Origin of the sequence: Streptomyces sp. NPDC006368, assembly GCF_040612535.1 — a bacterium.
GTDB lineage: Bacteria > Actinomycetota > Actinomycetes > Streptomycetales > Streptomycetaceae > Streptomyces.
In genome coordinates, this window is the sequence record NZ_JBEXQK010000002.1 from 300,313 (window position 1) to 327,305 (window position 26,993).

Consider the following 26,993-nt stretch of genomic DNA (forward strand, 5'->3'; position numbering starts at 1 on the left):
GATCCGGCAGCTCGGGGAGACACCCGTCCGCTGTCAGTGCCCGGTGCGCAGCCCGTCGAAGGCGAGCCGTACGACGGTGTCGACGAGCTGCTGCCGGTCGGTGTCGCCGCCCGGTTGGGGCCGGTACCACTCCACCAGCGAGTTGATCATGCCGAACAGCAGCCGGGTGGCGAGCCGTATGTCCACGTCGTCGCGGAGGTCCCCGTCGGCTGCGGCGGCTTTGAGCAGGTCGGCGACGCGGTGGTCGAACTCGCGGCGCCGCTCCAGGGCCCACCGCTCGGTCGTCGTGTTGCCCCGTACGCGCAGCAGCAGAGTGACGTAGGGCAGTTCGTCCATGAGCACCTCGACGGTGCGCCGCGTCACGTACTCGACGCGTTCTACGGCCCGTCCGCGCGCGGCGCCCGGCTCGTCGAGGACCGCGAAGAGACCGTCGAGCGCGCGGCTGACGGCGCGCCGCAGCAGTTCCTCCTTGCCCGCGACGTGGTGGTAGATCGAGGACTTGGAGATGCCGGCCGCCTTGGAGAGGTGCTCCATGGACGTGCCGTCATAACCGCGGTCGTTGAAGACGCGGACGGCGACGGAGAGCAGCGTCTCGGGGGTGTACGTGTCGCGCTTGGCGGTGGTCATCGGATGTCCTGGTCCTTCATCGCGGCCCTCTCCTCGTGCTCCATGCGCCGGAGGCCGAGGCAGGGGGCGTAACGGCCGGTCGGGTACCGCTCGTGCAGCGCGCCGAGCAGTTCGGACACGTACGCGTAGCCGAGCCGGGCGGCCCATTCGGACGGCCCGGCCGGGTAGTTGACGCCCAGGCGCATGGCCGTGTCGATGTCCTCGGCGGAGGCGACGCCGCGGTCGACGGCGTCCACGGCGAGGTCGATCAGCATCGCGACCGTACGGGCGACGATCATGCCGGGGACGTCGCCGATCACCGTGACGTCCTTGCCGAGCGCCTGGAAGAGGCCGACGGCCTCCCGGAGGGTCTCGGAAGACGTGGTCGGGGCGGTGGAGAGGGCGATCCTGGTGGCCGTGGTGTAGTCGTGGGCGACGTCGAAGTAGATGATCTCGTCGCCCTCGTACTCGAAGACGGTCTCGCCGTCCGGGAGGCCCAGCTGTCCGCCGCCGGGGAGGGTGAGGTGCCTGCCGTGCTTGCGGCGGCGCACCTTGATCCCGGCTTCTTGGATCAGGCGGACGAGGGGCTCGGCGTGGCCGAGGTGGCCATGGACGGTGACCGACGCCGGCGCCGGCGCGGGGGCTTCGGTTCGCGGCTGCGGGCGCTCGGCGCCGTCGGCGTGCGCGTACCAGCCCTGGCCCGTCTTGCGGCCCAGGCGCCCCGACTCGACCAGGCGCCGCTGGGCGAGGGACGGGGTGAACTTGGGGTCCTGGTAAAAGGACTCCCACACGGACCGCGTCACGGCTTCGTTGACGTCCTGCCCGATGAGGTCGGTGAGCTCGAAGGGGCCCATCCTGAAGCCGCCGCACTCGCGCAATACGGCGTCGATGGTGGCCGGGTCGGCGACCCGCTCCTCGTGGAGCCGCAGCGCCTCGGCGTAGAAGGGGCGGGCGATGCGGTTGACGATGAAGCCCGGGGTGTCGGTGCAGCGGACCGGTGTCTTTCCCCACTCCTTGGCCGTGGCGTACGCGCGCGTGGCGGCGGTGGCGTCGGTGGCGAAGCCGCTGACGATCTCGACCAGGGGGAGCAGCGGGGCGGGATTGAAGAAGTGCATGCCGACGAAGCGGCCCGGCAGACGCAGCGCTCCGGCGATGGCGGTGACGGAGAGCGATGAGGTGTTGGTGGCGAGGAGACAGTCGTCGGCGACGATCTTCTCCAGCGCGGCGAAGAGTTCCTGCTTGACCGGCAGCTGTTCGACGACCGCCTCGATGACGAGGGCCGCGTCGGCGAGGTCATCGAGGGTGTCCGCCGGGTACAGGCGTGCCGTGGCGGCGTCCCGCGCGTCCGGGGCGAGGCGGCCCTTCTCGACCAGCCGGTCGAGCCGTCCGGTGATGGCGGCTGCGGCCTGCCGCGCGCGCCCGGGCACGGTGTCGTGGAGGCGTACGGGGTGGCCGGCGACGAGGGCGACCTGGGCGATGCCCTGACCCATGGTGCCGGTGCCGACGACGGCGACGGTGCGGCTGCGCTCGACGGGCTTGTTGTCGGTCATGACAGTGATCCTCCCCGATGAGTTGTCCACAGGTTCGGGAGGCCCCCTTGTCCCGACCGATCGTTCGGTTACTCTAGCTCTGTCCGCCTGTCCCTGCCCAGCTCGACGAGGAGTTGGTCCGTCATGGCCGCCGCTCAGCTCACCACCGACCACCTGTCCGAGAGGCACCGGCCCACCCTGGACCAGGCCCTCGAGGCGATCCGCACCCGGGCCTACTGGTCCCCGCACCCGGAGCACCCCAAGGCGTACGGAGAGAACGGCTCGCTGAGCGCCGCCGACGGCCTGGAGGCGCACAAGGCGACCCTGCACAGCCGCTTCGAGCTGGACCAGCCCGGCACGGACGGCTGGACGGGCGGCGAAGTGTCTCCGTACGGCCCTGAGTTGGGCGTGGAGTATCCGCACGCCGACGTGGACGTCCTGCTTCCCGCGATGCGCGCCGGCATGGCCGCCTGGCGGGACGCGGGTCCGCAGACCCGTGCCCTGGTGTGTCTGGAGATCCTGGCCCGGATCAGCGCCCGCACGCACGAGTTCGCGCACGCGGTGATGCACACCAGCGGGCAGGCGTTCATGATGGCGTTCCAGGCGGGCGGGCCGCACGCGCAGGACCGCGGCCTGGAGGCCGTGGCGTACGCGTACGCCGAGCAGACGCGCACGCCCCTGACGGCCGACTGGTCCAAGCCGCAGGGCAAGCGAGACCCGCTGGAGCTGCGCAAGACGTTCACGCCGGCCGGGCGCGGCATCTCGCTGCTGATCGGCTGCAACACCTTCCCGACGTGGAACGGCTACCCCGGCCTGTTCGCCTCCCTCGCCACCGGCAACCCGGTCCTGGTCAAGCCGCACCCGCGCGCGGTCCTGCCGCTGGCGCTGACCGTGCGGGTGGCCCGCGAGGTGCTGGCCGAGGCGGGGTACGACCCGAACCTCGTGGCGCTGGCCGTGGAGCGGCCGGGCGAGGGCATCGCCAAGGAGCTGGCGGTCCGCCCCGAGATCCGGATCATCGACTACACCGGCTCCACCTCCTTCGGCGACTGGCTGGAGGCCAACGCGCGGCAGGCGCAGGTCTACACGGAGAAGGCCGGTGTCAACACCGTCGTGGTCGACTCCACCGACGATTACAAGGGCATGCTGTCCAACCTGGCCTTCTCCCTCTCCCTGTACAGCGGCCAGATGTGCACCACCCCACAGAACCTGCTCATTCCGCGCGACGGCATCTCCACGGACGCCGGACCGAAGTCGTACGACGAGGTGGTCACCGACGTGGCGGGCGCGGTGGAGGGGCTGCTGGGCGACGACGCCCGGGCGAACGCCCTGCTGGGCGCCCTGGTCAACCCGGAGGTCAAGGCCCGCCTGGAAGCGGCGTCCGGGCTCGGCGAGGTCGCCCTGGCCTCCCGCGAGGTCGCGAACCCCGACTTCCCGGACGCGGTTGTCCGCACGCCCGTGATCGTCAAGCTGGACGGCGCCAAGCCCGACGCGGAGGCGGCGTACATGTCGGAGTGCTTCGGACCGGTGGCCTTCGCGGTCTTGGTCGACTCGACCGCCGACGCGCTGGAGCTGCTGCGGCGCACGGTGCGCGAGAAGGGCGCGATGACCGTCGGCGCCTACACCACCTCGGCGGAGGTCGAGCGGGCGGTCGAGGAGGTCTGCCTGGAGGAGTCGGCGCAGCTGTCGCTGAACCTGACGGGCGGGGTGTACGTCAACCAGACGGCGGCCTTCTCCGACTTCCACGGCTCCGGCGGCAACCCGGCGGCGAACGCCGCCCTGTGCGACGCGGCCTTCGTGGCGAACCGCTTCCGCGTGGTCGAGGTGCGGCGCCCGGCGTAACGGCTCCAGGGGCGGCCCCGGACCGGCGTAGCCGGCGCCCGGGGCTACGCCTCCGGCGCGGCGATCTCCGCGTACCGCTGCACCCAGGCGTGCATGGCGATCGCCGCGGCGGCGCCCGCGTTGATCGACCGGGTGGAGCCGAACTGGGCGATCGAGCAGACCATGGCCGCGTGCTCACGGGCCTCCTCCGTGAGGCCCGGCCCTTCCTGCCCGAACAGCAGCACGCAGCGGCGCGGCAGCTCGGTGCGCTCCAGGGGGACCGCCCCCGGGAGGTTGTCGATGCCGATGATGGGCAGCCCCTCGGCGGCGGCCCACGCGGTCAGCGACTCGGTGCCCGGGTGGTGGCGCACATGCTGGTACCGGTCGGTGACCATCGCACCGCGCCGGTTCCAGCGCCTGCGGCCCACGATGTGGATCTCCTTCGCCAGGAAGGCGTTGGCGGTGCGCACGACCGAGCCGATGTTGAAGTCGTGGCCCCAGTTCTCCACGGCGACATGGAAGTCGTGGCGCCGGGTGTCCAGGTCGGCGACGATCGCCTCGCGTGTCCAGTACCGGTACCGGTCGACGACGTTGCGCCGGTCGCCTCCGGCGAGCAGCTCGGGGTCGTACCGCTCGCCCTCCGGCCAGGGCCGGGGGTGCGGTCCGACGCCGACCTCGGGGCCGTAGCCGTCGTCGTACTGGAGGGGCTCGACGCCCGTGGGGGCGTCCGTCCGGGTCTCGCTGCTCACCCGACGAGAGTACGCGGAGCGTGCTCCTCGGCCGTACGCCGCTGCCCGGGCACCGGCCGGCGCGCAACCGGCCGCAGCCGCTCACGGCCGCGCCGGACCCGGCCGCCGAGCCACAGCAGGAAGACCGTCGGCAGGAAAACGGCATCGGCGGCGATCATGGCGAGCGAGAAGAACGGCAGCCCGAGCAGCAGCGCGATACCCGCGTGCTCCAGCATCATCGCGACGAGCAGGACGTTCTTGACCCGCCGGTTGAACAGGGTGAAGGGGAAGGCGACCTGGACGATGACCGTGCCGTAGGTCAGCAGCATCACGATGACACCACTGCCGGCGAGGAGGTCGGAGAGGAACGGCCAGGGTGTGAAGTAGTCCAGCCGGAGCGGGTAGTACAGCGCGGTGCCGTCCTGCCAGCGCGAGCCCTGGATCTTGTACCAGCCGGCCGTGGCGTAGATCAGACAGACCTCGGCCATGATCACGGCGAGGGCGGCGTTGTGGGTCAGGTTGGCCAGGACGTCGAGCAGTACGCGCGGCTCGCCCGGCGCGTACCGGCACGCCACCCACCACAGCCCCTGCGCCACCCACAGCAGCCACAGGAGCACCAGCATCCAGGTCTCACCGGTGCGGTCACCGAGCAGGGTGGCCGCCACCAGACCGCATCCCAGCACGATCCAGAGGGTGGGGCCGACAAGGTCCCGGGACCGGCCGGAGGCCGCCTGCGCGGTGCGCCGGGCCCGGCGGGCGTCCAGGGACCAGACCTGTCCGCAGCGGGTGAGGACGAGGTAGATCGCCACGAGGTGGATGACGTTGTCGCCGCCGTCGCCCATGAAGATGGAGCGGTTCTGGAGCGACAGCACCCCGACCATGAACAGCACGGACACGGTCCGGGTGCGCCAGCCGATAAGCAGCAGCACGCTGGAGAGCATGGCCACCGCGTACACGATCTCGAACCAGATCGCGCTGTCCGACCACATCAGGACGGTGAACGACCGGTTGTTCGCGATCAGCTGCCGGCCCATCTCCCACGACCAGGGGCCATCGGGGCCGTACAGCTCACGGCGGTGGGGGAGTTCGCGCAGCAGGAAGAACAGCCAGGCGGCGGCGAAGCCGATGCGGACGACGGCGGTCTGGTACGGGCCGAGGGCCGTGGCGGTGACGCGCTGGATGGCTCGGGCGAGCCGGCGGTCGGGCGTCCCCGGGCCGGACGCCCGGCCGGGCACGGGAGCCCCGTCGGAGGCAGGAACGTCGCCCGCGGAGGCAGGAGCGCCCGCGGAGGCAGGAGCACCGGGTGCCGGAGCGCCGGGTGCCGGAGCGCCGGATGCGGCGCCGGATGTCGTCGGGTTCACCGGTCCGCCTCCGTACGGCCGCCGTTCGCGGCTTCCGGCAGGTCGGCGGCGGTCACCGTCCACCAGGGGAGCGTGCGGTAGTAGGCCCGGGTGTCGGTCCTCTCCTTGCTCCACGCGGGCGCGTCGATGCCCCGTGTGGAGGAGCGCAGCTGGATCCGCTCGATCCGGCCGCCGAGGTCGTGGGCCTCCAGGCGGAGCATCGCGATACGGCGGATGTAGCGCTCGGAGAGCTCGCCGCGCAGGCCGTTGGGGCGGTTGTCGCCGGTGTGCGTGTTCACGAAGAAGTCCCAGCCGCGGCGCAGCTCGTTCTGGTTGACATGGCTCGGGAGGAGGTTGCCCCGGATGGCCTCGCCGTCGTCGGCCGAGAGGTTGATCCACGGGGTGGTCCGGCGCTTGCCCTCGGGGCCGGTGACCTCTGCGCGGACGTGAACGGCGATGTTCTGCTGGAGCGGGTTGGGCGCGAAGAGCTTCCAGTTCTGCTCGAACTCGGGGAAGACCCATTGGTCCACCGCTTTGCCGTGCTGCTTCGTGAGCGTGTTCGACGGCGCGACGTGCAGAAAGACCATGGCCAGGTGGAAGCAGGCGAAGACGGCGATACCGGCCAGAGCGACGGAGGCGACCACTTGATACGGCAGAGAAAGCCCGGCTATCCCGCCGGGGACCGCGTGCCCGGAGTGGGGCGGCCGGCCGGCCTCACCGGGGAGGCCGGCGGATATCCCGGGGGGCCGCGGCGCCTCGGGGGCGGTGGCCGCCGGGCGGCCGGTCATCCGGTCCGGGGTGTCTCCGGCCTGGGCCCGGTCACCGTCCCGGGAGTTCGGCGGTGGCCCGATGCGCCCGCTCCCGTTGTCGTACGCGTCCATCCCGCCCCGATCCGCATCCATCCGCATCGATCCACCGCAGTTATCCACAGGGTTGACACCATACGGGCCGCCGACCCACCATTGAAGTCATTCAACCGAACGATCGGTCGGTAGGGGGCCTGATGACGGCAGTGTCCACGGCAGTTACTACGGACGCGGAGCAGGCGTACGAGGCGATGTTCGACGCCGCCGTGGCCGCCGACGAGCGGATCGAGCCACGCGACTGGATGCCTGACGCGTACCGCGCCTCACTCGTCCGGCAGATCGCCCAGCACGCGCACTCCGAGATCATCGGCATGCAGCCCGAGGCGAACTGGATCACCCGCGCGCCCTCCCTGCGGCGCAAGGCGATCCTGATCGCCAAGGTCCAGGACGAGGCCGGTCACGGCCTGTACCTCTACAGCGCCGCCGAGACGCTCGGAGTGGGTCGCGACGAGCTGCTCGACAAGCTCCACTCCGGCCGCCAGAAGTACTCCTCGATCTTCAACTACCCCACGCTGACCTGGGCGGACGTCGGTGCCATCGGCTGGCTCGTGGACGGTGCGGCGATCACCAACCAAGTCCCGCTGTGCCGCTGCTCGTACGGCCCTTACGCCCGCGCGATGGTCCGCGTCTGCAAGGAGGAGTCCTTCCACCAGCGCCAGGGGTACGAAGCGCTGCTCGCCCTCTCGCGCGGCACACCCGAGCAGCACGCGATGGCGCAGGACGCGGTGGACCGCTGGTGGTGGCCGTCGCTCATGATGTTCGGGCCGCCGGACGACGAGTCGGCGCACTCGGCGCAGTCGATGGCCTGGAAGATCAAGCGGCACTCCAACGACGAGCTGCGCCAGCGTTTCGTCGACATCTGCGTCCCGCAGGCGGAGGCGCTCGGGCTCACCCTCCCCGACCCGGATCTGCGGTGGAACGAGGAGCGCGGGCACTACGACTTCGGTCCCATCGACTGGGCGGAGTTCTGGGACGTCCTCAAGGGCAACGGGCCCTGCAACGAACAGCGGATCACCCAGCGGCGCCGGGCGCACGAAGAGGGCGCCTGGGTCAGGGAAGCGGCGGCGGCGTACGCCGCGAAGCACGGGGAGGCGACTTCATGACGACCAGCGACTGGCCGCTGTGGGAGGTGTTCGTGCGCTCCAGGCGCGGGCTGTCCCACACCCATGCGGGAAGCCTGCACGCCCCGGACGCGGAGATGGCCCTGCGCAACGCCCGCGACCTGTACACCCGGCGCAGCGAGGGCGTCTCCCTGTGGGTGGTGCCGTCCGCCGCCATCACCGCGTCCTCTCCCGACGAGAAGGACCCGTTCTTCGAACCGGCCGCGGACAAGCCGTACCGGCACCCGACCTTCTACGACATCCCCGAGGGGGTGCAGCACCTGTGACGACGACGGTGAACGCCGCGGCGGTGCTCGCCCTCGGCGACGACGCGCTGGTGCTGTCGCACCGGCTGGGTGAGTGGGCCGGCCACGCCCCCGCGCTGGAGGAGGAGGTCGCGCTCGCCAACATCGCGCTCGACCTGCTCGGTCAGGCCCGGGTGCTGCTCTCCCTGGTGGGCGACGAGGACGAGCTGGCGTATCTGCGCGAGGAGCGCGCCTTCCGCAACGTCCAGTTGGTCGAGCAGCCGAACGGCGACTTCGCCCACACCATCGCCCGCCAGCTGTACTTCTCCACCTATCAACGGCTGCTCTACGGGCGCCTGGCATCCACGGGTCAGGGCGATCTCGCCGGGCTCGCGGCGAAGGCGGTCAAGGAGGTCGCCTACCACCAGGACCACGCCGAGCAGTGGACGCTGCGACTCGGTGACGGCACCGCCGAGAGCCACCAACGGATGCGGCGGGCCTGCGAGGCGCTGTGGCGCTTCACCGGTGAGCCGTTCCAGCCGGTGGAAGGCCTGGACATCGACTGGCGGGAGCTGGAGGCCGACTGGCTGACCTCGGTCACGGCGGTCCTGGAGCGGGCCACGCTCACCGTGCCGGAGGGTCCGCGCAGCGGCGCCTGGAGCGCGGGCGCCGGGCGGCAGGGCCTGCACACGGAGTCGTTCGGCCGGATGCTCGCCGAGATGCAGCACCTGCACCGCAGCCACCCGGGCGCGACATGGTGACCGGCACGGCGCGCGCGTCGGAGCCGACGACACCGACCGGGACCGCGCCCGCCGCGACCGGGGCCGGGTGCGGGACCGGAGCCGGGGCCGGGGCCGCGACGGCTCCCGGGGAGACCTCCCTCACGGCGCTCGAGGAGGAGCTGAGCCGACTGGCCGGTGCGGTGCCCGATCCGGAGCTGCCCGTGCTGTCGCTGGAGGAGCTCGGGGTGCTGCGCGGCGTGCACGTCCGCGGGCCCGGCAGCGTCGAGGTGCGGCTGACCCCGACGTACACCGGGTGCCCGGCGATCGAGGCGATGTCTTCCGACATCGAACGGGTGCTGCACGACCACGGCGTACCGGACGTGACGGTGATGACCGTCCTCTCCCCTGCCTGGTCGACCGACGACATCAGCGCGGAGGGCCGGCGCAAGCTGTTGGAGTTCGGCATAGCCCCGCCCCGCCCGCAGGGCCCGGCGGACCGCACGGCCGGCGGACCGGTGCCGCTCACGCTCGCCATCCGCTGCCCGCACTGCGGCTCGACCGACACCGAGCTGCTGAGCCGGTTCTCCTCCACCGCCTGCAAGGCGCTGCGCCGCTGCACCGCCTGCCGTGAACCGTTCGACCACTTCAAGGAGTTGTAGATGTTCCACCCGCTCCGGGTGAGCGAGGTCGAGCGGCTCACGGACGACTCGGTGGCCGTCACCTTCGCCGTGCCGCCCGAGCTGCGCGAGGCCTTCCGCCACACCCCCGGTCAGCACGTGACGCTGCGCCGCGCCACGCCGGGCGGCGAGGAGATCCGCCGTACGTACTCCATCTGCTCCCCCGCCGCCCCGCCCGGAGTGGACCCGGTGGTGCGGGTGGCCATCCGGCTGGTGGACGGCGGTGAGTTCTCGACGTACGCGCTGAAGGACCTGGCCGCCGGTGACACGGTGGAGGTCATGGAGCCGATGGGCCGGTTCCTGCTGGCGCCGCGCCCCGGTCACTTCGCGGCGATCGTCGGCGGCAGCGGCATCACCCCGGTTCTGTCCATGGCAACGACGGTGCTGGAGCGGGAGCCGGAGGCACGGTTCTGCCTGATACGCAGTGACCGCACCGCCGCCTCGGCGATGTTCCTCGATGAGGTCGCCGACCTGAAGGACCGCTTCCCCGACCGCTTCCAGCTGGTCACCGTGTTGTCCCGGGAGGAGCAGCAGGCGGGGCTGCCCTCCGGTCGGCTGGACCGGGAGCGGCTGACCGGGCTGCTGCCGCGGCTGCTGACGGTCGACGAGGTCGACGGCTGGTACCTGTGCGGGCCCTTCGGGCTCGTCCAGGGCGCCGAGCGGGCGCTACGGTGGCTCGGTGTGGATCGCGGCCGCATCCACCAGGAGATCTTCCATGTGGACGACGGCTCGACACCCGCCGCCGTCCGGGCCGGCGCGGTGGCCGCGCACGCCACGCTCACCGCGACGCTGGACGGCAGGTCCGGTACCTGGCCGGTGCGGGAGACGGAGACCCTGCTGGAGACGGTGCTGCGGGTGCGTGCGGACGCGCCGTACGCCTGCAAGGGCGGCGTTTGCGGGACCTGCCGGGCATTCCTGGTCAGCGGCGAGGTGCGGATGGACCGCAACTACGCGCTGGAGCCCGAGGAGACGGAAGCGGGTTACGTCCTGGCCTGTCAGTCCCACCCGGTCACGTCGGAGGTGGAGCTCGACTTCGACCGCTGAGCTCATGTGCCGGGTCGGCCCAGAAGCCCGGCCGACCCGGAAGCCCGGGCCGCCCCAGCGGCGGGTCCGCGGGGCGGCACGGCGGCCGGGTGACCCCCGGGCGGGCAGCCGACCGGGCCGGTTGCCGCCGGGCGCCTACAGGACGAAGGGCGGGGTGCCGTTGTCGGTGACCATGGGGCGGCCGGCACCGTCCCAGGCGAGCATGCCGCCGTCGACGTTCACGGCGTCGATGCCCTGCTGCACCAGGTACTGGGTGACCTGCGCGGACCTGCCGCCGACGCGGCACATGACGTAGGCGCGCCGTCCGTCGGCCACCGCCTCCGTCACCTCGCCGAAGCGGGCCACGAAGTCGCTCATCGGCACGTGCAGCGCACCCTCGACATGCCCGGCCTCCCACTCGTCGGCCTCGCGGACGTCCAGCACCAGCCCGTCGGCCGGCACCGACGCGGCATCCACCGTGGGCAGCGGTGCGAAGTTCATGGGGTCACGCCTTCTCTCGTCGTACCGACGTCCCGTACCGACGTCCTACCGAACAGCTCGAACCTCTCGAACCTACTGCACCTACCGCACCAGCGCGGCGAGCTCCGCCTCACGCTCCGCGACCTGCGCCAGCAGCTGCTCGGCGATCTCGTCCAGGAGCCGGTCCGGGTCGTCGGGCGCCATCCGCAGCATCGCGCCGATCGCACTGTCCTCCAGGTCCCGCGCCACGATGGTCAGCAGCTCCTTGCGCCGGGCCAGCCAGTCGAGCCGGGCATAGAGCTCCTCGGCCTCACTCAGCTCGTCCGCCGCCTCCACCGGGCCCCTCGCCCACTCGTCGGACAGCTCACGCAGCAGTGCCTCGTCCCCGCGGGAGTAGGCGGCGTTCACACGGGTGATGAACTCCTCGCGCCGCTGTCGTTCCGCTTCCTCCCGTGCCAGGTCCGGGTGAGCCTTGCGGGCGAGCTCGCGGTAGAGCTTGCGCACCTCGTCGCTGACCCGCACCCGCTTCGGCGGCTGCACGGGCCGGTCGGTGAGCATGGCGGCGGCCTCGGCGGACAGGCCGTCGGAGTCGATCCAGCTGTGGAACAGTTCCTCCACCCCCGGCATCGGCTGCACCATCGCCCGGGCTTCCCGCGCCTTGCGCAGGTCCTCGGGATCGCCGGTGCGGGCGGCCCGCGCCTCCGCGATGAGCGCGTCGAGCTCGTCCAGGCGCGAGTACATCGGACCGAGCTTCTGGTGGTGCAGCCGGGAGAAGTTCTCCACCTCGACCCGGAAGGTCTCCACCGCGATCTCGAACTCGATCAGCGCCTGCTCGGCCGCGCGCACCGCCCGCTCCAGCCGTGCCTCTGGACGCTCGCTGCCGCTCTGCGCGGGGGCCTCCGTGGAGTCCTGCTCCGAGGGGTGCTCCGAGGGCTGCTCGGAGGTCCGCGGGCAGGCCTGCTCGGAGGTCTGCGCGGTGCTCTGCTCGCCGGTCACGTCGTCGCTCGGGGTCGTCACCCGACCAGCGTACGGGCGGATGGACCCCGAGCCGCTACACCCCCGGCTCGGCGGCCATCCGCCCGTTCCTGACGGCCGTCACGAGCTCCGCGTGATCCGCCTCCGTCCGGTCCGCGTACGCCACGGCGAACCCCGCCACCGCTTCGTCGAACTCGTCGTTCTTCCCGCAGTACCCGGCGATCAGGCGCGGGTCGGCGCTGTGCGCGTGCGCCCGGGCGAGCAGGGCGCCGGTCATGCGCCCGTAGTCGTCGAGCTGGTCGGCCGAGAGCGCCGCCGGGTCCACGCTGCCCTTGCGGTTGCGGAACTGCCGCACCTGGTACGGCCTGCCGTCGACCGTCGTCCAGCCCAGCAGGTTGTCACTGACCACCTGCATCCGCTTCTGCCCGAGGACCACGCGCCGGCCCTCGTGCTCCACCTCCGGCGCCGCGAACCCCACCCCGGTCACGTGCGGCAACAGCGCCGAGGGCCGGGCCTCCTTCACCTGCAGCACCAGTGCCTCGCCCCGGTGGTCGAGCAGCAGCACCACGTAGGACCGGGTGCCCACGCTCCCGGTGCCCACCACGCGGAACGCCACGTCGTGGATCGCGTACCGCGCCAGCAGCGGCAGCCGGTCCTCCGGCAGCGTCCGCACATAGTCCCCGAGCGACGCGGCGACCGCCGCCGCCTCCGCGTCCGGCACCCGGCGCAGCACGGGCAGCGCGTCCACGAACCGCCGCCCGCCGTCCTCGCACGCCTCCGTCGACTTGGCGGCGAAGCGCGCACTGGTGTTGTTGCGCGCCTTCTCCGAGACCCGCTCCAGCGTGCCGAGCAGGTCCCGCGCGTCCGTGTGCGAGACGAGCTCCTCGTCGGCGATGGCGTTCCACGCGTCCAGTACCGGCAGCCTGGCCAGTAGCCGCATGGTCCGCCGGTAGGCGCCCACGGCGTCGAACGCAGCCGCCCGGCACACGTCCTCGTCCGCGCCCGCCACGCGGCCGGCGAGCACCAGGGACGTCGCGAGCCGCTTGACGTCCCACTCCCAGGGACCGAACACCGTCTCGTCGAAGTCGTTCAGGTCGATGACGAGCCCGCCGCGGGCATCGCCGTACAGCCCGAAGTTCGCCGCGTGCGCGTCGCCGCATATCTGGGCGCCCACCCCGGTGACCGGCGTCCCCGCCAGGTCATGCGCCATCAATCCGGCGGCGCCGCGCAGAAACGCGAAGGGCGTGGCGGTCATCCTGCCCACCCGTATCGGCGTCAGCGCCGGTACCCGCCCCTGGTTGGACTCCTCGACCGCGCGCACCGCGTCCGGGCGGCCCTCGGCGAGCACCAGCGAGGCGTGCGAAGCCCTGGGCACCCGGTCACGGAGGGCTTTGCCTCGCGTCTTGGGTGATTCCCCCGCCGCCCCCGCCGCCCCGACGGCCCGTGGCGCGAACCCGGGCACATCCGGGATGCGATCCGCACCGCCGCCGGCACCGGCGTCCGCCCGCCGCGCCGGCACCGCCGCCGCCTCGCCCTCGTACATGAAGCCCCCGTCCCGACCGATCACGTGGCTGACAACCGCCCTCGACTGCCCCAGACCGTACCGCCGCCGCCGCGCACACGTCCTCCCCTGTGGACAACCGCCACTGTGGATAACCTGCCGTCCCCGCGGTACCCGCCACTTCGTACCCGCTGCCCGCACCGGCAAGCAGCACGAGCAGGTCCGAGCAGTAGGCGAGCAGTACGAGCAGGCACGACCCGCACGAGAAAGGCCGGACCGATGCCCGGGGCGCGCGACGAGACCGTCCACGACCAGGCCCTCCGGGGCCGGCCCGTCCACGACCAGACCCTCCGAGGCGAGACCGCCCAGAACCGGGCCCTCCCTGACGCGGACGTCCGCGAGCACGCCGTCGACACCATCCTGCGTGAGCTGACGGCGTTCGCCCGCCGCGCCCGGGCCGCCGCCGCCCGGGTCCACCCGGAGCTGCCTCTCGTGTCGTACACGCTCCTCGCGCACATCGACCACCGCCACGGCTGCCGCGCCACGGACCTCGCCGCCCACTACATGCTCGACAAGTCGACCGTCAGCCGTCAGGTCGCCGTGCTCGAGAAGCTGGGTCTGGTCGAGCGCCGCCCCGACCACAACGACCACCGCGTCCACGTCCTGCACCCCACCGAGGCCGGTCGCCGGCTGCTGTCGCACACCCACGCCAGCCGCCGCGCCGCGTACCAGGCCCGTCTCACCGACTGGTCCACCGACGACCTCGACCGCTTCGCCGCCTACCTACGGCGCTACAACGCCGCGACCTGAGGTGCCGGCTCAAGCCCCGCGTCCCGGGTCAGCAGCGCCGCCTGCACCCGGTTCTCAGACCCGAGTCTCGCCAGGATCCGGCTCGCATACGTCTTCGCCGTGGCCTCGCTCATGTGCAGCCGCTTCCCGTCGTCCGCGTTCGACGGCCCCTCGCCTCAGCGGCGCCGACACCTCGCGTTCGCGCCCGCTCGGCGCCGCCACGCCAGCCCGGCCTCCTCACAGCGCGCCGCCGCGCGCCCCGCGGTCCGCTTTCGTCGCACCCCCGCACCACGAAAGTCGTCGACCGGTCGCCGGGCCGAACCCCACCCTGCCGGCGCCCGCCCCACCTCCACCGGCACAACGAGAAACGGGCCCCCATCAGAACTTCCGTCCTGATGGAGACCCGTCTCCATGGTGCGCGAGGGGGGAGTTGAACCCCCACGCCCTTGCGGGCACTGGAACCTGAATCCAGCGCGTCTGCCTATTCCGCCACCCGCGCATTGGGTGTTGCCGCTGTCCGCCCCCGCTTTTTCGGCCGGAGCGCCTGGCGACATCAGAAGATTAGCACGTGGCGAAGGGTGGATTCACATCCCTTGTTTCGGCTCCCCCGGCGGCGAACAGAGAGCAGGGGGAGAAGGAGGAGAAGAGGGGAGAACACGGCGAACCGGATCCCGCCGTACCCACTCCTCCAGGGTGGACCCCGGGTGCGGGACACTGTGAGGAGGCCACCTCTACGATCCGTGTGAGAGGTGACACTCGTCCACAGGGCAGAGAAGGGGAACCAGCCGATTTCCCGACGCGTGGATACGATCAGTAAGCAGTACCAGGACGGCAACGACGGAGGAGGTGCCCCATGGGAGTCCTGAAGCGGTTCGAGCAGCGTCTCGAAGGCCTGGTCAACGGCACCTTCGCCAAGGTCTTCAAGTCCGAGGTCCAGCCCGTCGAGATCGCGGGCGCCCTCCAGCGTGAGTGCGACAACAACGCGACGATCTGGAACCGCGAGCGGACCGTCGTCCCGAACGACTTCATCGTCGAGCTGAGCGCGCCGGACTACGAGCGCCTCAGCCCGTACTCGGGCCAGCTCGGCGACGAGCTGTCCGGTCTGGTCCGCGACTACGCCAAGCAGCAGCGGTACACCTTCATGGGGCCGATCAAGGTCCACCTGGAGAAGGCGGACGACCTCGACACCGGCCTGTACCGGGTGCGCAGCCGCACCCTGGCGTCGAGTACGTCACAGTCCCCGCAGTCGGCCCCGTCGGTCGAGCCGCCGCCGAGCGGCCGCCCCGGCGGGTACGGCTACCCCCCGGCCGGCGCCCCTCCGATGCCCTCGGCACCGCCGCCCGGGATGTCCCGTCCCCCCGCCGCGAGCCGCCCGCCGGCCACCGCGGGCCCCATGCCCGGCGCCCAGGTGCGCCGCTGGATCGAGATCAACGGCACCCGCCACCAGATCTCCCGCCCGACGCTCGTGCTGGGCCGCAGCACCGAAGCCGACGTGCGGATCGACGACCCCGGCGTATCGCGCCGCCACTGCGAGATCCGGACCGGAACGCCCCCGACGATCCAGGATCTCGGGTCCACCAACGGCATCGTGGTGGACGGACAGCACACCACCCGCGCTACGCTCCGCGACGGCTCGCGGATCGTCGTGGGCAGTACCACCATCGTTTACCGGCAAGCCGAAGGGTGAAGCGGGGGCAATGTCAGAGCTGACCCTCACGGTCATGCGGTTGGGTTTCCTCGCCGTACTGTGGCTGTTCGTCATCGTGGCCGTTCAGGTCATCCGCAGCGACCTCTTCGGTACGCGCGTCACGCAGCGCGGTTCGCGCCGCGAAGCCGCACGTCCGCAGCAGGCCGCCCGTCAGCAGGCCGCGGCCCCGCCGCAGCAGCGCCAGCAGTCCGGCCGTCAGCGCCGTGGCGCGCCGACCAAGCTGGTCGTGTCCGAGGGGAGCCTGACCGGCACCACGGTCGCCCTCCAGGGCCAGACGATCACTTTGGGCCGCGCGCACGACTCCACGATCGTGCTGGACGACGACTACGCGTCCAGCAGGCATGCCAGGATCTACCCGGACCGTGACGGCCAGTGGATCGTCGAGGATCTCGGGTCCACCAACGGCACGTATCTCGACCGGACCCGACTCACCACCCCGACCCCGATTCCGCTGGGCGCGCCGATCCGCATCGGCAAGACCGTCATCGAGCTGCGGAAGTAGTACGACAATGAGCGAGCGGAGCGAGCGAGCCGCAGCGGTGCCCACGGATGACACGGGCGACACAGGCGACCGGCACAGGCTCCCGACCGGAGGGTGGGCAGTGTGGCTCGAGACCGGCTGTACCCCGAGGCAGCGTCGACAGGGCAGGTGCGCATGAGTCTGTCCCTGCGCTTCGCCGCCGGATCGCACAAGGGCATGATCCGCGAGGGCAACGAGGACTCGGGTTACGCCGGTCCCCGCCTGCTCGCGATCGCCGACGGCATGGGGGGACAGGCCGCCGGTGAGGTGGCCTCGTCCGAGGTGATCTCCACGCTCGTCACCCTCGACGACGACGTGCCCGGCTCCGACATCCTCACCTCGCTGGGCACGGCGGTCCAGCGCGCCAACGACCAGCTGCGCATGATGGTCGAGGAGGACCCCCAGCTGGAGGGCATGGGGACCACCCTGACCGCTCTCCTGTGGACCGGCCAGCGCCTCGGCCTGGTCCACGTCGGCGACTCCCGCGCGTATCTGCTCCGCGACGGCGTACTGACGCAGATCACCCAGGACCACACGTGGGTGCAGCGGCTGGTCGACGAAGGCCGCATCACCGAGGAAGAGGCCACCACCCACCCGCAGCGTTCGCTGCTGATGCGCGCGCTGGGCAGCGGCGACCATGTCGAGCCGGACCTGTCCATCCGTGAGGTGCGTGCCGGCGACCGGTACCTGATCTGCTCCGACGGCCTGTCCGGCGTCGTCTCCCACCAGACGATGGAGGAGACGCTCGCCAGCTACCAGGGCCCCCAGGAGACCGTCCAGGACCTGATCCAGCTCGCGCTGCGCGGCGGCGGTCCCGACAACATCACGGTGATCGTCGCGGACGTCCTCGACGTCGACGGCGGCGACACCCTCGCCGGGCAGCTCAGCGACACCCCCGTCATCGTCGGCGCGGTCGCCGAGAACCAGACCCAGCTGAACGACGGCGGCGCCATGGAGACCCCCGCGGGCCGCGCCTCGGGCCTCGGCCGCCACGCCGCCCCCCAGCAGCCGCCCGCGGGCGGCTTCGGCCCGCCCGGCAGCGGCGACGGCGTCGGGTACGGCGGCATGCCGCCGGAGGGCTCCTTCGGCGCCTACAGCGACGACGACTTCACCAAGCCGCGCAAGGGCAGCAGCTGGCTCAAGCGGTCCTTCTACATCGTGCTCGCGCTGGCCGTGGTGGGCGGCGGGCTGTACGGCGGCTACCGGTGGACGCAGACGCAGTACTACGTCGGTGCCAACGACGAGCATGTCGCGCTCTACCGCGGCATCAGCCAGGACCTCGCCTGGGTCTCGCTCTCGGCGGTCGAGAAGGACCACCCCGAGATCGAACTCAAGTACCTCCCCGACTACCAGCGCAAGCAGGTCGAGGACACGATCACCGGCGGGAGCCTCTCCAAGGCGCAGCGCAAGATCCAGGAGCTCGCCGCCCAGGCGTCCGCCTGCGAGAAGCAGGAGCAACGCCGGGAGGCGGCGGACCGCGCGAGCACCGCACCGCCCGGTGAGGGCCAGGCCGACGGCACGAACACGAACACCACCAAGCCCACCACCGCAGCCACTGCCACTCCTTCCCCGGGCCCCAGCCTCTCGGAGGAGGAGCAGAAGCTGGCCTCGAACTGCGGCAAGCAGTAAGGACCCGTAGGGGGGCCTTTCACCACCATGAGCGTTGTCACCAACACGACCACCATCGGCGCGATCGACCTGCCGAGCCGCCGCAACACCGAACTGGCGCTGCTCGGCTTCGCCGTCGCCATCCCGGTGTTCGCGTACCTCAATGTGGGCCTCGCCCTGGACGGCAAGGTCCCGGCGGGCATGCTGGGGTACGGCCTCGGGCTCGCGCTCCTCGCGGGTGTCGCGCACCTGCTGGTGCGGAAGTTCGCGAAGTACGCCGACCCGATCCTGCTGCCGCTGGCGACACTGCTCAACGGCCTGGGCCTGGTCCTGATCTGGCGTCTGGACCAGTCACCGCGCATCATCTCCCGGTACGCCACCTTCAGCCCGGACGCTCCGAAGCAGCTGATGTACTCGGCGATCGGCGTCGCGCTGTTCCTGGCCGTGCTGGTGTTCCTGAAGGACCACCGCGTCCTTCAGCGCTACACGTACATCTCCATGGTGGCGGCGATCATCCTGCTGCTGCTCCCTCTGGTCCCCGGCCTCGGCTCGGACGTCTTCGGCGCCAAGATCTGGATCAGGGTCGGCCCGTTCTCCATCCAGCCGGGTGAGTTCGCGAAGATCGTCATCGCGGTCTTCTTCTCCGGCTATCTGATGGTGAAGCGCGACGCGCTCGCCCTGGCCAGCCGCCGCTTCATGGGGCTCTACCTGCCCCGTGGCCGTGACCTCGGCCCGATCCTCACGATCTGGGCCGTCAGCCTGCTCATCCTGGTCTTCGAGAACGACCTGGGTACGTCGCTGCTGTTCTTCGGCATGTTCGTGATCATGCTGTACGTGGCGACCGAGCGGACCAGCTGGATCATCATGGGTCTGTTGATGGCCGTGGGCGGCGCGGTCGTCGTCGGTTCGTTCGCCAGCCACGTCCAGTCCCGTGTCGCCGCGTGGCTCGACCCGTTCGGGTGCCTGAAGACGGCCCCCGAGGGCTCGAACATGGCCGCCGCCTGTGACCAGATGTCCCAGGTGCTGATGTCCTTCGGCTCCGGCGGGACCCTCGGCACCGGTCTCGGCCAGGGCAACTCCGACCTCATCGGCTTCGCTGCCAACTCCGACTTCATCTTCGCCACCGTCGGCGAGGAGCTGGGTCTGGCCGGTGTCATGGCCTTCCTGCTGCTGTACGCGCTGATCGTCGAGCGGGGCATCCGCACCGCGCTCGCCGCCCGTGACCCGTTCGGCAAGCTGCTCGCCACCGGCCTGTCCGGGGCCTTCGCCCTCCAGGTCTTCGTCGTCGCCGGCGGTGTCATGGGCCTCGTCCCGCTGACCGGTATGACCATGCCGTTCCTCGCGTACGGCGGTTCCTCCGTGATCGCGAACTGGGCGCTGATCGCCATCCTGCTGCGGATCAGCGACACCGCGCGCCGCCCGGCGCCGTCCCCCGCCCCGTCCCCCGACGCCGAGATGACCCAGGTGGTCCGACCGTGAACAAGCCCCTGCGCCATATCGCGATCTTCTGCGGGCTGCTGGTGCTCGCCCTCCTCCTGCGGGACAACTGGATCCAGTACGTCCGCGCCAACGAGCTGAGCACCCACGAGCGGAACAAGCGCGTCACCATCGAGCGGTACGCCAACCCGCGCGGCAACATCATCGTCGACGGCAGGCCGATCACCGGCTCCGTCGACTCGAAGGACCCGTTCTACAAGTACAAGCGCACCTACATCAACGGCCCCATGTGGGCGCCGGTGACGGGGTACGCGTCCCAGGCCTTCGACGCCAACCAGATCGAGAAGCTCGAGGACGGCATCCTCACCGGCAACGACGACCGGCTCTTCTTCGACCGCACGATGTCGATGTTCACGGGCGACACCAAGAAGGGTGGCAACGTCATCACCACCCTCAAGGGCGCCGCCCAGAAGGCCGCCTTCGAGGGCCTGGGGAAGAAGAAGGGCGCCGTCGCCGCCATCGACCCGCGCACGGGCAGGATCCTGGCGCTGGCCTCGACCCCGTCGTACGACCCCTCGACCTTCGCCGGCTACCACGACAAGGACGCCAAGGCCTGGCAGAAGCTGGAGAAGGACAAGGACAAGCCGAAGCTGAACCGCGCGCTGCGCGAGGTCTACCCGCCCGGGTCGACCTTCAAGGTGCTCACCGCGGCGGCGGCCATCGAGAACGGCAAGGTCGGCGACATCAACGCGCCGACCGACACCCCCGACCCGTACATCCTGCCGAACACGCGCACCCCCATGGTCAACCACGCGGAGGGCTGCGAGAACGCCAGCCTGAACCGGGCCATGGAGGTCTCCTGCAACTCGGTCTTCGCCAAGCTGGGTGACGAGGTCGGCCGGGACAACATGGCGAAGATGGCGGAGAAGTTCGGCTTCAACAACGGCGAGATCGACACCCCGGTCCGCGCCGCCAAGTCGGTCTACGACACGCAGATGGACCGCCCGGGCAACGCGCTCTCCTCCATCGGCCAGTTCAACACCGCGGCCACCCCGCTCCAGATGGCCATGGTCGCCGCGGCCATCGCCAACGACGGCAAGCTGATGAAGCCGTACATGGTCGACCACGTCACCGCCCCCAACCTCGACGTTCTGGAGAAGAACGAGCCCGAGGAGATGAGCCGGCCCATGTCGGCGAAGACGGCGCAGCTGGTCCAGCAGATGATGGAGAACGTCGTCGAGAACGGCACCGGCGGCAAGGCGAAGATCGAAGGCGTCACGGTCGGTGGCAAGACCGGTACCGCCCAGCACGGCGAGAAGAACAAGGCCCGTCCCTACGCGTGGTTCATCTCATACGCGAAGACCGACAGCGGCTCCCCGGTCGCCGTGGCGGTTATCGTCGAGGACTCCGACGCGACCCGCGACGACATCAGCGGTGGCGGCCTCGCCGGCCCGATCGCCCGCGATGTGATGGAGGCGGTGCTCGACGCCGAGAAGTGACGACTGTGGCTGTGTACCGGTCGGGTATCAGGTGGCGGTCGCGGTCTGATCAGCTCCTCGTGGCCGGTAGCGTATGCGCGAACAGCACACCGCCGGACCACACAGAGGGGTGCGGTCGGGACTGACGGAGAGGGCTGGAACAGTTATGGAAGAGCCGCGTCGCCTCGGCGGCCGGTACGAGCTGGGCTCGGTGCTCGGCCGCGGTGGCATGGCGGAGGTCTACCTCGCCCACGACACCCGGCTCGGCCGCACCGTCGCCGTGAAGACGCTGCGGGCCGACCTCGCCCGTGACCCGTCCTTCCAGGCCCGGTTCCGCCGTGAGGCCCAGTCGGCCGCCTCGCTCAACCACCCGGCGATCGTCGCGGTCTACGACACCGGCGAGGACTACGTCGACAACATCTCCATCCCGTACATCGTGATGGAGTACGTCGACGGGTCCACCCTGCGTGAGCTGCTGCACTCGGGGCGCAAGCTGCTGCCCGAGCGCACGCTGGAGATGACCGTCGGCATCCTCCAGGCTCTGGAGTACTCGCACCGCGCCGGCATCGTCCACCGTGACATCAAGCCGGCCAACGTCATGCTGACCCGCACCGGTCAGGTCAAGGTCATGGACTTCGGCATCGCCCGCGCCATGGGCGATTCCGGCATGACCATGACGCAGACCGCGGCCGTGATCGGCACCGCCCAGTACCTCTCCCCGGAGCAGGCCAAGGGCGAGCAGGTCGACGCCCGGTCCGACCTGTACTCCACCGGCTGCCTGCTGTACGAGCTGCTGACCGTCCGCCCGCCGTTCGTGGGCGACTCCCCGGTCGCGGTGGCCTACCAGCACGTCCGCGAGGAACCGCAGCCGCCCAGCAACTTCGACCCCGAGATCACGCCCGAGATGGACGCGATCGTCCTGAAGGCGCTGGTCAAGGACCCCGACTACCGCTACCAGTCGGCCGACGAGATGCGCGCCGACATCGAGGCGTGCCTCGACGGCCAGCCGGTCGCCGCGACCGCCGCGATGGGCGCCGTCGGGTACGGCGGGTACGGCGGGTACGGCGGCCCGGACGACCAGCCGACGACCGCGCTGCGCCAGAGCGACCCGGCGGGGCAGACGTCGATGCTGCCGCCCGTGAACCCGGACGACGGCGGATACGGCTACGACGACCGCCCCGATCGACGCCGCCAGAAGAAGTCGAACACCTCGACGATCCTCCTGGTGCTGGCGGGCATCCTGGTGCTGGTCGGCGCGATCCTCATCGGCCGGTCGGTCTTCGGCGACACCGGCGGCACGAGCCAGGTCCCCGTCCCGAACTTCGTCGGCAAGACCCTGTCGGAGGCCCAGGGACTGGCGACCAACGCGAGCGTGCGGGTGGCGCAGTCGGGCACGGACCGCTGCGACCAGCCCAAGGGCGCCATCTGCAGCCAGATTCCCGAGGCCGTCGAGGGCGCCACGATGAGCGAGGGCGAGACCATCCGGGTCGTCGTCTCCGAGGGCGCGCCCAAGGTCCAGGTCCCGAACGTGATGGAGCAGTCCGAGGCGACCGCCACCCGGAACCTGAAGGACCAGGGCTTCAAGGTCGACGTGAAGTACGAGGAGTCCGACCAGCAGCCGGGCGAGGTCATCCGCCAGGACCCCGAGGGCGGCACCCAGGCCGAGAAGAACTCCGAGGTCACCATCACGGTCTCCAAGCAGGCCCAGGTGAACGTGCCGCCGGTCACCGGCTCGCAGTTCGACGCGGCCAAGGACCAGCTGGAGAAGCTGGGCTTCACCGTCGAGCGGCAGGACGTCGACTCGGACCAGCCGGCCAACACGGTCATCGCGCAGGACCCGGGGGCCAACTCCAAGGCGGCGCAGGGCAGCAAGGTCACCCTGAAGGTCTCCAAGGGGCCTCAGCAGCAGCCGCAGACGCCGGCTCCCCAGCTGGTCGGCGGGAACCTCGGCCAGGCCAAGCAGGCCCTGCAGCAAGCCGGGCTCCAGTTGGGCAACGTCGACGGCTCCCGGGACGACAACGCCGTGGTCATCCAGCAGGACCCGGCCCCCGGCACCCCGCTCCAGCCCAACCAGCCGGTCAACGTGAAGACCATCGGCGGCAACGGGAACAACGGCGGCAACGGCAACAACGACGGGGACAACGACGACGGCGGCTTCTTCGGCGGCCCCTCCGGCGTCGTCCTCCGCCAGGACTGACCCGGCCCCGGCATCGGCGTGACGAGAGCCCCGGCACCCTCCACAGGGTGCCGGGGCTCTGTCGTGCCCACGGGCGTGGGCGGTAACGGCGTGGGCGGGTACGGGCGCGTGCGGGTACCGGCGCGTGCGCGTACCGGCTAGCGCAGTTCCGCGGGCTTCGTACGGGCCGCGTCGACCTTCTCCGTGCGCTCCAGCTCGCCCCACACGATGTAGCGGTAGTCCGAGGTGTAGACGGGCGTGCAGGTCGTCAGGGTGATGTAGCGGCCGGGCTTGGTCCTGCCCGACTCCTTGGGGACCGGGTCGAGCACGCGGACGTTGTACTTGGACGTCTCCGGGAGGGTCTTGTAGACCTTGTAGACGTACCAGGTGTCCTTCGTCTCGAAGACGACGGCGTCGCCGTTCTTCAGCTTGTGGATGTTGTGGAACTTCGCGCCGTGCCCGTCACGGTGGGCGGCCAGCGTGAAGTTGCCGCGCTTGTCCGCGGGGAGCGCGGACTTGATCGGGTCCGTGTAGTAGCCGGCGACGCCGTGGTTGAGGACCTCCGGGCCGGTGCCCCGTTTGACCAGCACCTCGCCGTTCTTCATCGCCGGTACGTGGAGGAAGCCGATGCCGTCCTTGGTGTCGAGGGCGCCCGGGCCGGACGCCCAGGTGTCGCGCACCTCGTCGCCCTGCTTGTCGGCCTCGCGGTCGGCCAGCACGTTCGTCCACCACAGCGAGTAGACGACGAAGAGGCCCATCAGCACGCCCGCGGTGATCAGCAGCTCACCGAAGACACTGATGGCGCCGGCGATCCGGTTGCGCGCACGTGCCACTGCATCTGTCCCGTCTTGAAGCCTGGAAGTCGTCAGCCTACGAGCGCGTCCGGTTTCCCCTTGCTGCGCGGGCGTTCGTCGACCATCTTGCCCCACACGATCATCCGGTACGTACTGGTGAACTCGGGGGTGCAGGTCGTGAGCGTGATGTAGCGGCCGGGCCTGGTGAAACCGGATCCCTCGGGCACGGGCTGGATCACCGAGACGTTCGAGGGCGGGGTCTGCGGCAGGATGCCGGTCATCTCGTACGTGTAGTACGCGTCCTGCGTCTCGACGACGATCGGGTCGCCCTGGGTGAGCCTGTTGACGTAGCGGAACGGCTCGCCGTGGGTGTTGCGGTGGCCGGCGACCGCGAAGTTGCCCTGCTTGTCGGAGGGCATGGCGGTCTTGAGGGCGCCCTCGGCGTAGTGGCCGACCATGCCGCGGTCGAGGACCTTCTCCTTGTCGATGCCCTCGGCGATCGGCACGACGACGTCCAGCTTGGGGATGTACATGATCGCGAAGCCCTGGCCGGGCTCGAACGCGTCCGGCTTGCGGCCCTCGGCCCAGGCGTCCTCGATGCCCTTCTTCGCCTCGTCCGCCTCCAGGCCGGCCCGGATGTTGGTCCACCACAGCTGGTACGTGACAAACAGCAGCATCACGAGGCCGAAGGTGATGAACAGCTCGCCGACGACGCGGCTGGCGACGACCCCGACGCTCTCCTTGCGCGCGCGGGCGGCCCGCCGGGCCTCGACGCGCGTGAGGGGACGGTCGGACGCGGCCGGCGCGGGGGCGGCGGGCTTGTGCTTGCCCGTGCCCGCGCGGCGGCGGCCTCGTGCCTTTGCGGCCTTGCGGCGCTCGGCGCGGCCTCCGGTGGGCGGCGGCGTGGGCTCCCGTGAGGGCTCGGGGCCGGGCTCCGGCCGCCCGGACTCGGGCAGCGCGCTCCTCGTGTCCTCCGCGCGCAGGGGCATGGTCTCGTCCGGCGCCTGCCGCCCGTACGGGGAGTGCGCGGTCGCCGGCCGCGGCGGAGCCGGATACGCGTTCACCGGCTGTGGCGCTCCCGATTGCGGAGCCCCCGGTTCCGTATCCGGCGGGTTCGTCGCCCGGAACCATGGCGAACCGTGTCCCCCCGCCTCGTGCTCCGGGCGCACCGCGGTCACACGCCTGCCTTGCCCACCACCGGCGCGAGCCCTGCCGACCGGCTCACCGCTCCGGTGTCGCCGCACTGCTCCAGCCAGTTGGCGAGCATCAGGTGCCCGTACTCGGTGAGCACCGACTCGGGGTGGAACTGCACGCCCTCGACGGCCAGCTCACGGTGGCGCAGCCCCATGATGATGCCGTCCTCGGTCCACGCGGTGACCTCCAGCGCGTCGGGCAGATCGCCCGGCTCGGCGGCCAGCGAGTGGTACCGGGTCGCGGTGAACGGCGACGGCAGCCCGGCGAAGACGCCGCGCCCCTCGTGGGTGACCGGTGAGGTCTTGCCGTGCAGCAGTTCGGGGGCGCGGTCGACGACACCGCCGTACGCCACCGCCATCGACTGCATGCCGAGGCACACCCCGAAGACGGGGACGCCGGTGTCGGCGCAGTGCCGGACCATGTCGACGCAGACGCCGGCCTCCTCGGGGGTGCCGGGACCGGGCGAGAGCAGCACGCCGTCGAAGCCGTCCTGGGCGTGGGCGAGCTCGACCTGGTCGTTGCGCCGGACCTCGCACTCGGCGCCGAGCTGGTACAGGTACTGGACCAGGTTGAAGACGAAGCTGTCGTAGTTGTCGACGACGAGGATGCGCGCGCTCACTGACCGTCCACCGTCACATCGTTGAACGGAAGCAGAGGCTCCGCCCAGGGGAACACGTACTGGAAGAGCACATAGACCACCGCCAGGGTCAGCACGAGCGAAAGGAGTGCCCGCACCCACACGTTGCCCGGCAGATGCCGCCAGATCCAGCCGTACATGACGTCCGCTGGTCCTTCCCGTCCGATGTCCCGATGTGCCTTCGCTACCGCACCCAGACTACGGGGCGTGGGGGCCCTGGTGGGGCAGCTGTCCAAAGCGGATCGTCAGGTGACGGGCTTCGCGTGGTGGAGGTCCACGGTGCCGGAGTAGCCGGGCAGCGTCACCCTGTCGTGCTCGTCGACCTTCCAGCCGAGGCCGTACGCCTTCACGTACAGCAGGTAGTTCTGGATGGCCGTGGAGTCGTCGAGCGCCCGCCGGAGCTTCCCGGTGTCCCCCACGGCCGTGACCTTGTACGGCGGGGAGTAGACGCGGCCCTGGAGGATCAGGGTGTTGCCGACGCAGCGCACGGCGCTGGTGGAGATCAGCCGCTGGTCCATGACGCGGATGCCCTTGGCGCCGCCCTGCCACAGGGCGTTGACGACGGCCTGGAGGTCCTGCTGGTGGATGACCAGGTCGTTGGCCTGCGGCTCGGGGTAGCCGGGGGCGGCCCGGGCGTCGGGCGGGGCGTCGTTGAGGGTGACGGTGAGGGCCTCGCCGGCGACCGGTGTGGTCCCGGCGGCCTTCTCCAGGGCGCCCAGCTTCTCGTCCTCGGCCTTGGTGGAGCCGTCGTCGCGCCGGGCGAGGGCGTCGACCTCGTCGCGGACGGCCGCGGTGGACTCGTCGAGCTCGGCGTTCTTGTGGCTGCGTTCCCGGATCAGGTCGGAGAGCTTCAACAGCGAGGCGTCGGTACGGATGTTCGTACCCTTGGCGGTGTTGAAGCTGGTGACGAAGATCAGGCCGGCGAGTGCGAAGACGCCGGCGGTGAGGATCCGGACCGGTCGCCGGTTGCGGCTCCGGACCGGCTCTGCGGGAGAGTCGGCGGAATTGCTCAACGTACCCTTATCTCCTTCAGCGCCGCGGA

At 71.0% G+C, this 26,993-nt stretch carries 26 protein-coding genes, 1 tRNA gene and 1 pseudogene; 13 read left to right on the top strand and 15 right to left on the bottom strand.

Annotated features, from left to right (window positions below; genetic code table 11):
- Positions 1-33 precede the first annotated feature (33 nt).
- Entirely contained in the window at positions 34-627 is a 594-nt protein-coding gene (locus ABZZ38_RS03210; RefSeq protein ID WP_356735131.1) for a TetR/AcrR family transcriptional regulator, read from the bottom strand.
- Positions 624-2,156, bottom strand: coding sequence for a 3-hydroxyacyl-CoA dehydrogenase (locus ABZZ38_RS03215; protein ID WP_356735133.1), 1,533 nt, complete (start codon positions 2,154-2,156; stop codon positions 624-626). The genes ABZZ38_RS03210 and ABZZ38_RS03215 overlap by 4 nt, the downstream gene beginning before the upstream one ends.
- Positions 2,157-2,279: 123 nt before the next feature.
- Between ABZZ38_RS03215 and paaN the strand changes: the two genes are divergently transcribed.
- Positions 2,280-3,974, top strand: coding sequence for a phenylacetic acid degradation protein PaaN (gene paaN, locus ABZZ38_RS03220; protein WP_356735135.1), 1,695 nt, complete (start codon positions 2,280-2,282; stop codon positions 3,972-3,974).
- A gap of 44 nt (positions 3,975-4,018) precedes the next feature.
- Here the strand turns inward: paaN and ABZZ38_RS03225 are convergent, their stop codons facing one another.
- The 3 genes from ABZZ38_RS03225 to ABZZ38_RS03235 all read right to left on the bottom strand — a co-directional run bounded on the left by ABZZ38_RS03225 (position 4,019) and on the right by ABZZ38_RS03235 (position 6,929).
- Complete coding sequence (locus tag ABZZ38_RS03225; protein ID WP_356735137.1) at positions 4,019-4,702, bottom strand: TrmH family RNA methyltransferase; 684 nt, start codon at positions 4,700-4,702, stop codon at positions 4,019-4,021.
- The gene (locus ABZZ38_RS03230; RefSeq protein ID WP_356735139.1) at positions 4,699-5,916 is read right to left on the bottom strand and encodes an HTTM domain-containing protein; all 1,218 of its coding nucleotides are present in this window, start codon (positions 5,914-5,916) and stop codon (positions 4,699-4,701) included. The genes ABZZ38_RS03225 and ABZZ38_RS03230 overlap by 4 nt, the downstream gene beginning before the upstream one ends.
- 122 nt (positions 5,917-6,038) lie before the next feature.
- The gene (locus tag ABZZ38_RS03235; protein WP_356735141.1) at positions 6,039-6,929 is read right to left on the bottom strand and encodes a DUF5819 family protein; all 891 of its coding nucleotides are present in this window, start codon (positions 6,927-6,929) and stop codon (positions 6,039-6,041) included.
- A gap of 95 nt (positions 6,930-7,024) precedes the next feature.
- Here ABZZ38_RS03235 and paaA point away from each other — a divergent pair, with 95 nt between their 5' ends.
- The 5 genes from paaA to ABZZ38_RS03260 are packed head-to-tail and all read left to right on the top strand — an operon-like array spanning position 7,025 to position 10,675.
- The gene (gene paaA / locus ABZZ38_RS03240) at positions 7,025-7,990 is read left to right on the top strand and encodes a 1,2-phenylacetyl-CoA epoxidase subunit PaaA (RefSeq protein ID WP_356735143.1); all 966 of its coding nucleotides are present in this window, start codon (positions 7,025-7,027) and stop codon (positions 7,988-7,990) included.
- Entirely contained in the window at positions 7,987-8,274 is a 288-nt protein-coding gene (gene paaB, locus ABZZ38_RS03245; protein WP_356735145.1) for a 1,2-phenylacetyl-CoA epoxidase subunit PaaB, read from the top strand. The genes paaA and paaB overlap by 4 nt, the downstream gene beginning before the upstream one ends.
- Entirely contained in the window at positions 8,271-8,993 is a 723-nt protein-coding gene (gene paaC, locus ABZZ38_RS03250; RefSeq protein WP_356735147.1) for a 1,2-phenylacetyl-CoA epoxidase subunit PaaC, read from the top strand. The genes paaB and paaC overlap by 4 nt, the downstream gene beginning before the upstream one ends.
- On the top strand, positions 8,987-9,613 hold the full coding sequence (gene paaD, locus ABZZ38_RS03255) for a 1,2-phenylacetyl-CoA epoxidase subunit PaaD (RefSeq protein WP_356735149.1): 627 nt from the start codon (positions 8,987-8,989) through the stop codon (positions 9,611-9,613). Before paaC ends, paaD begins: the two co-directional genes overlap by 7 nt.
- The gene (locus tag ABZZ38_RS03260; RefSeq protein WP_356735151.1) at positions 9,614-10,675 is read left to right on the top strand and encodes a 2Fe-2S iron-sulfur cluster-binding protein; all 1,062 of its coding nucleotides are present in this window, start codon (positions 9,614-9,616) and stop codon (positions 10,673-10,675) included.
- Between the two features lie 135 nt (positions 10,676-10,810).
- Here the strand turns inward: ABZZ38_RS03260 and ABZZ38_RS03265 are convergent, their stop codons facing one another.
- The 3 genes from ABZZ38_RS03265 to ABZZ38_RS03275 form a co-directional block, all read right to left on the bottom strand.
- Positions 10,811-11,155: a rhodanese-like domain-containing protein gene (locus ABZZ38_RS03265; RefSeq protein ID WP_356735153.1), complete on the bottom strand. Its 345-nt coding sequence runs from the start codon at positions 11,153-11,155 to the stop codon at positions 10,811-10,813.
- Positions 11,156-11,236: 81 nt separating this feature from the next.
- Positions 11,237-11,992, bottom strand: coding sequence for a hypothetical protein (locus tag ABZZ38_RS03270; RefSeq protein WP_356735293.1), 756 nt, complete (start codon positions 11,990-11,992; stop codon positions 11,237-11,239).
- Positions 11,993-12,185: 193 nt separating this feature from the next.
- Positions 12,186-13,652, bottom strand: coding sequence for a DUF2252 domain-containing protein (locus ABZZ38_RS03275; RefSeq protein WP_356735295.1), 1,467 nt, complete (start codon positions 13,650-13,652; stop codon positions 12,186-12,188).
- A gap of 237 nt (positions 13,653-13,889) precedes the next feature.
- Here ABZZ38_RS03275 and ABZZ38_RS03280 point away from each other — a divergent pair, with 237 nt between their 5' ends.
- On the top strand, positions 13,890-14,420 hold the full coding sequence (locus tag ABZZ38_RS03280; RefSeq protein ID WP_356735155.1) for a MarR family transcriptional regulator: 531 nt from the start codon (positions 13,890-13,892) through the stop codon (positions 14,418-14,420).
- Here ABZZ38_RS03280 and ABZZ38_RS03285 read toward each other — a convergent pair.
- Both ABZZ38_RS03285 and ABZZ38_RS03290 read right to left on the bottom strand, forming a co-directional pair.
- Positions 14,402-14,575 (bottom strand): annotated as a pseudogene (locus ABZZ38_RS03285) (LuxR C-terminal-related transcriptional regulator); the annotation flags it as partial. The gene ABZZ38_RS03280 and the pseudogene ABZZ38_RS03285 overlap by 19 nt on opposite strands.
- Positions 14,576-14,811: 236 nt before the next feature.
- A tRNA-Leu gene (locus ABZZ38_RS03290) sits at positions 14,812-14,898 on the bottom strand.
- 354 nt (positions 14,899-15,252) lie between these two features.
- Between ABZZ38_RS03290 and ABZZ38_RS03295 the strand changes: the two genes are divergently transcribed.
- From ABZZ38_RS03295 to pknB, 6 genes are all read left to right on the top strand, one after another.
- A complete protein-coding gene (locus ABZZ38_RS03295; protein ID WP_356735157.1) occupies positions 15,253-16,086 on the top strand; it encodes a DUF3662 and FHA domain-containing protein in 834 nt (277 codons plus the stop codon).
- Between the two features lie 10 nt (positions 16,087-16,096).
- On the top strand, positions 16,097-16,609 hold the full coding sequence (locus ABZZ38_RS03300) for an FHA domain-containing protein (RefSeq protein WP_356735159.1): 513 nt from the start codon (positions 16,097-16,099) through the stop codon (positions 16,607-16,609).
- 153 nt (positions 16,610-16,762) lie between these two features.
- Positions 16,763-18,256: a Stp1/IreP family PP2C-type Ser/Thr phosphatase gene (locus ABZZ38_RS03305; protein ID WP_356735160.1), complete on the top strand. Its 1,494-nt coding sequence runs from the start codon at positions 16,763-16,765 to the stop codon at positions 18,254-18,256.
- A 27-nt stretch (positions 18,257-18,283) separates the two neighbouring features.
- Positions 18,284-19,714, top strand: a complete 1,431-nt coding sequence (locus ABZZ38_RS03310; protein ID WP_356735162.1) for an FtsW/RodA/SpoVE family cell cycle protein — start codon at positions 18,284-18,286, stop codon at positions 19,712-19,714.
- A complete protein-coding gene (locus tag ABZZ38_RS03315) occupies positions 19,711-21,171 on the top strand; it encodes a penicillin-binding protein 2 (protein ID WP_356735164.1) in 1,461 nt (486 codons plus the stop codon). Before ABZZ38_RS03310 ends, ABZZ38_RS03315 begins: the two co-directional genes overlap by 4 nt.
- 145 nt (positions 21,172-21,316) lie before the next feature.
- Positions 21,317-23,347 carry a Stk1 family PASTA domain-containing Ser/Thr kinase gene (gene pknB, locus ABZZ38_RS03320; RefSeq protein WP_356735166.1) on the top strand — a complete coding sequence of 677 codons (2,031 nt, stop codon included), beginning with the start codon at positions 21,317-21,319 and terminating at the stop codon, positions 23,345-23,347.
- 137 nt (positions 23,348-23,484) lie between these two features.
- On the opposite strand, the gene ABZZ38_RS03325 is transcribed toward pknB, so the two are convergent.
- From ABZZ38_RS03325 to ABZZ38_RS03345, 5 genes are all read right to left on the bottom strand, one after another.
- Positions 23,485-24,159 carry a class E sortase gene (locus ABZZ38_RS03325; RefSeq protein WP_356735168.1) on the bottom strand — a complete coding sequence of 225 codons (675 nt, stop codon included), beginning with the start codon at positions 24,157-24,159 and terminating at the stop codon, positions 23,485-23,487.
- A gap of 32 nt (positions 24,160-24,191) precedes the next feature.
- On the bottom strand, positions 24,192-25,298 hold the full coding sequence (locus ABZZ38_RS03330) for a class E sortase (protein ID WP_356735170.1): 1,107 nt from the start codon (positions 25,296-25,298) through the stop codon (positions 24,192-24,194).
- Positions 25,295-25,933, bottom strand: coding sequence for an aminodeoxychorismate/anthranilate synthase component II (locus ABZZ38_RS03335; protein WP_356735172.1), 639 nt, complete (start codon positions 25,931-25,933; stop codon positions 25,295-25,297). The genes ABZZ38_RS03330 and ABZZ38_RS03335 overlap by 4 nt, the downstream gene beginning before the upstream one ends.
- Positions 25,930-26,091, bottom strand: coding sequence for a hypothetical protein (locus ABZZ38_RS03340; RefSeq protein WP_356735174.1), 162 nt, complete (start codon positions 26,089-26,091; stop codon positions 25,930-25,932). The genes ABZZ38_RS03335 and ABZZ38_RS03340 overlap by 4 nt, the downstream gene beginning before the upstream one ends.
- A 105-nt stretch (positions 26,092-26,196) precedes the next feature.
- Positions 26,197-26,964, bottom strand: a complete 768-nt coding sequence (locus ABZZ38_RS03345; RefSeq protein WP_356735176.1) for a DUF881 domain-containing protein — start codon at positions 26,962-26,964, stop codon at positions 26,197-26,199.
- Positions 26,965-26,993 lie beyond the last annotated feature (29 nt).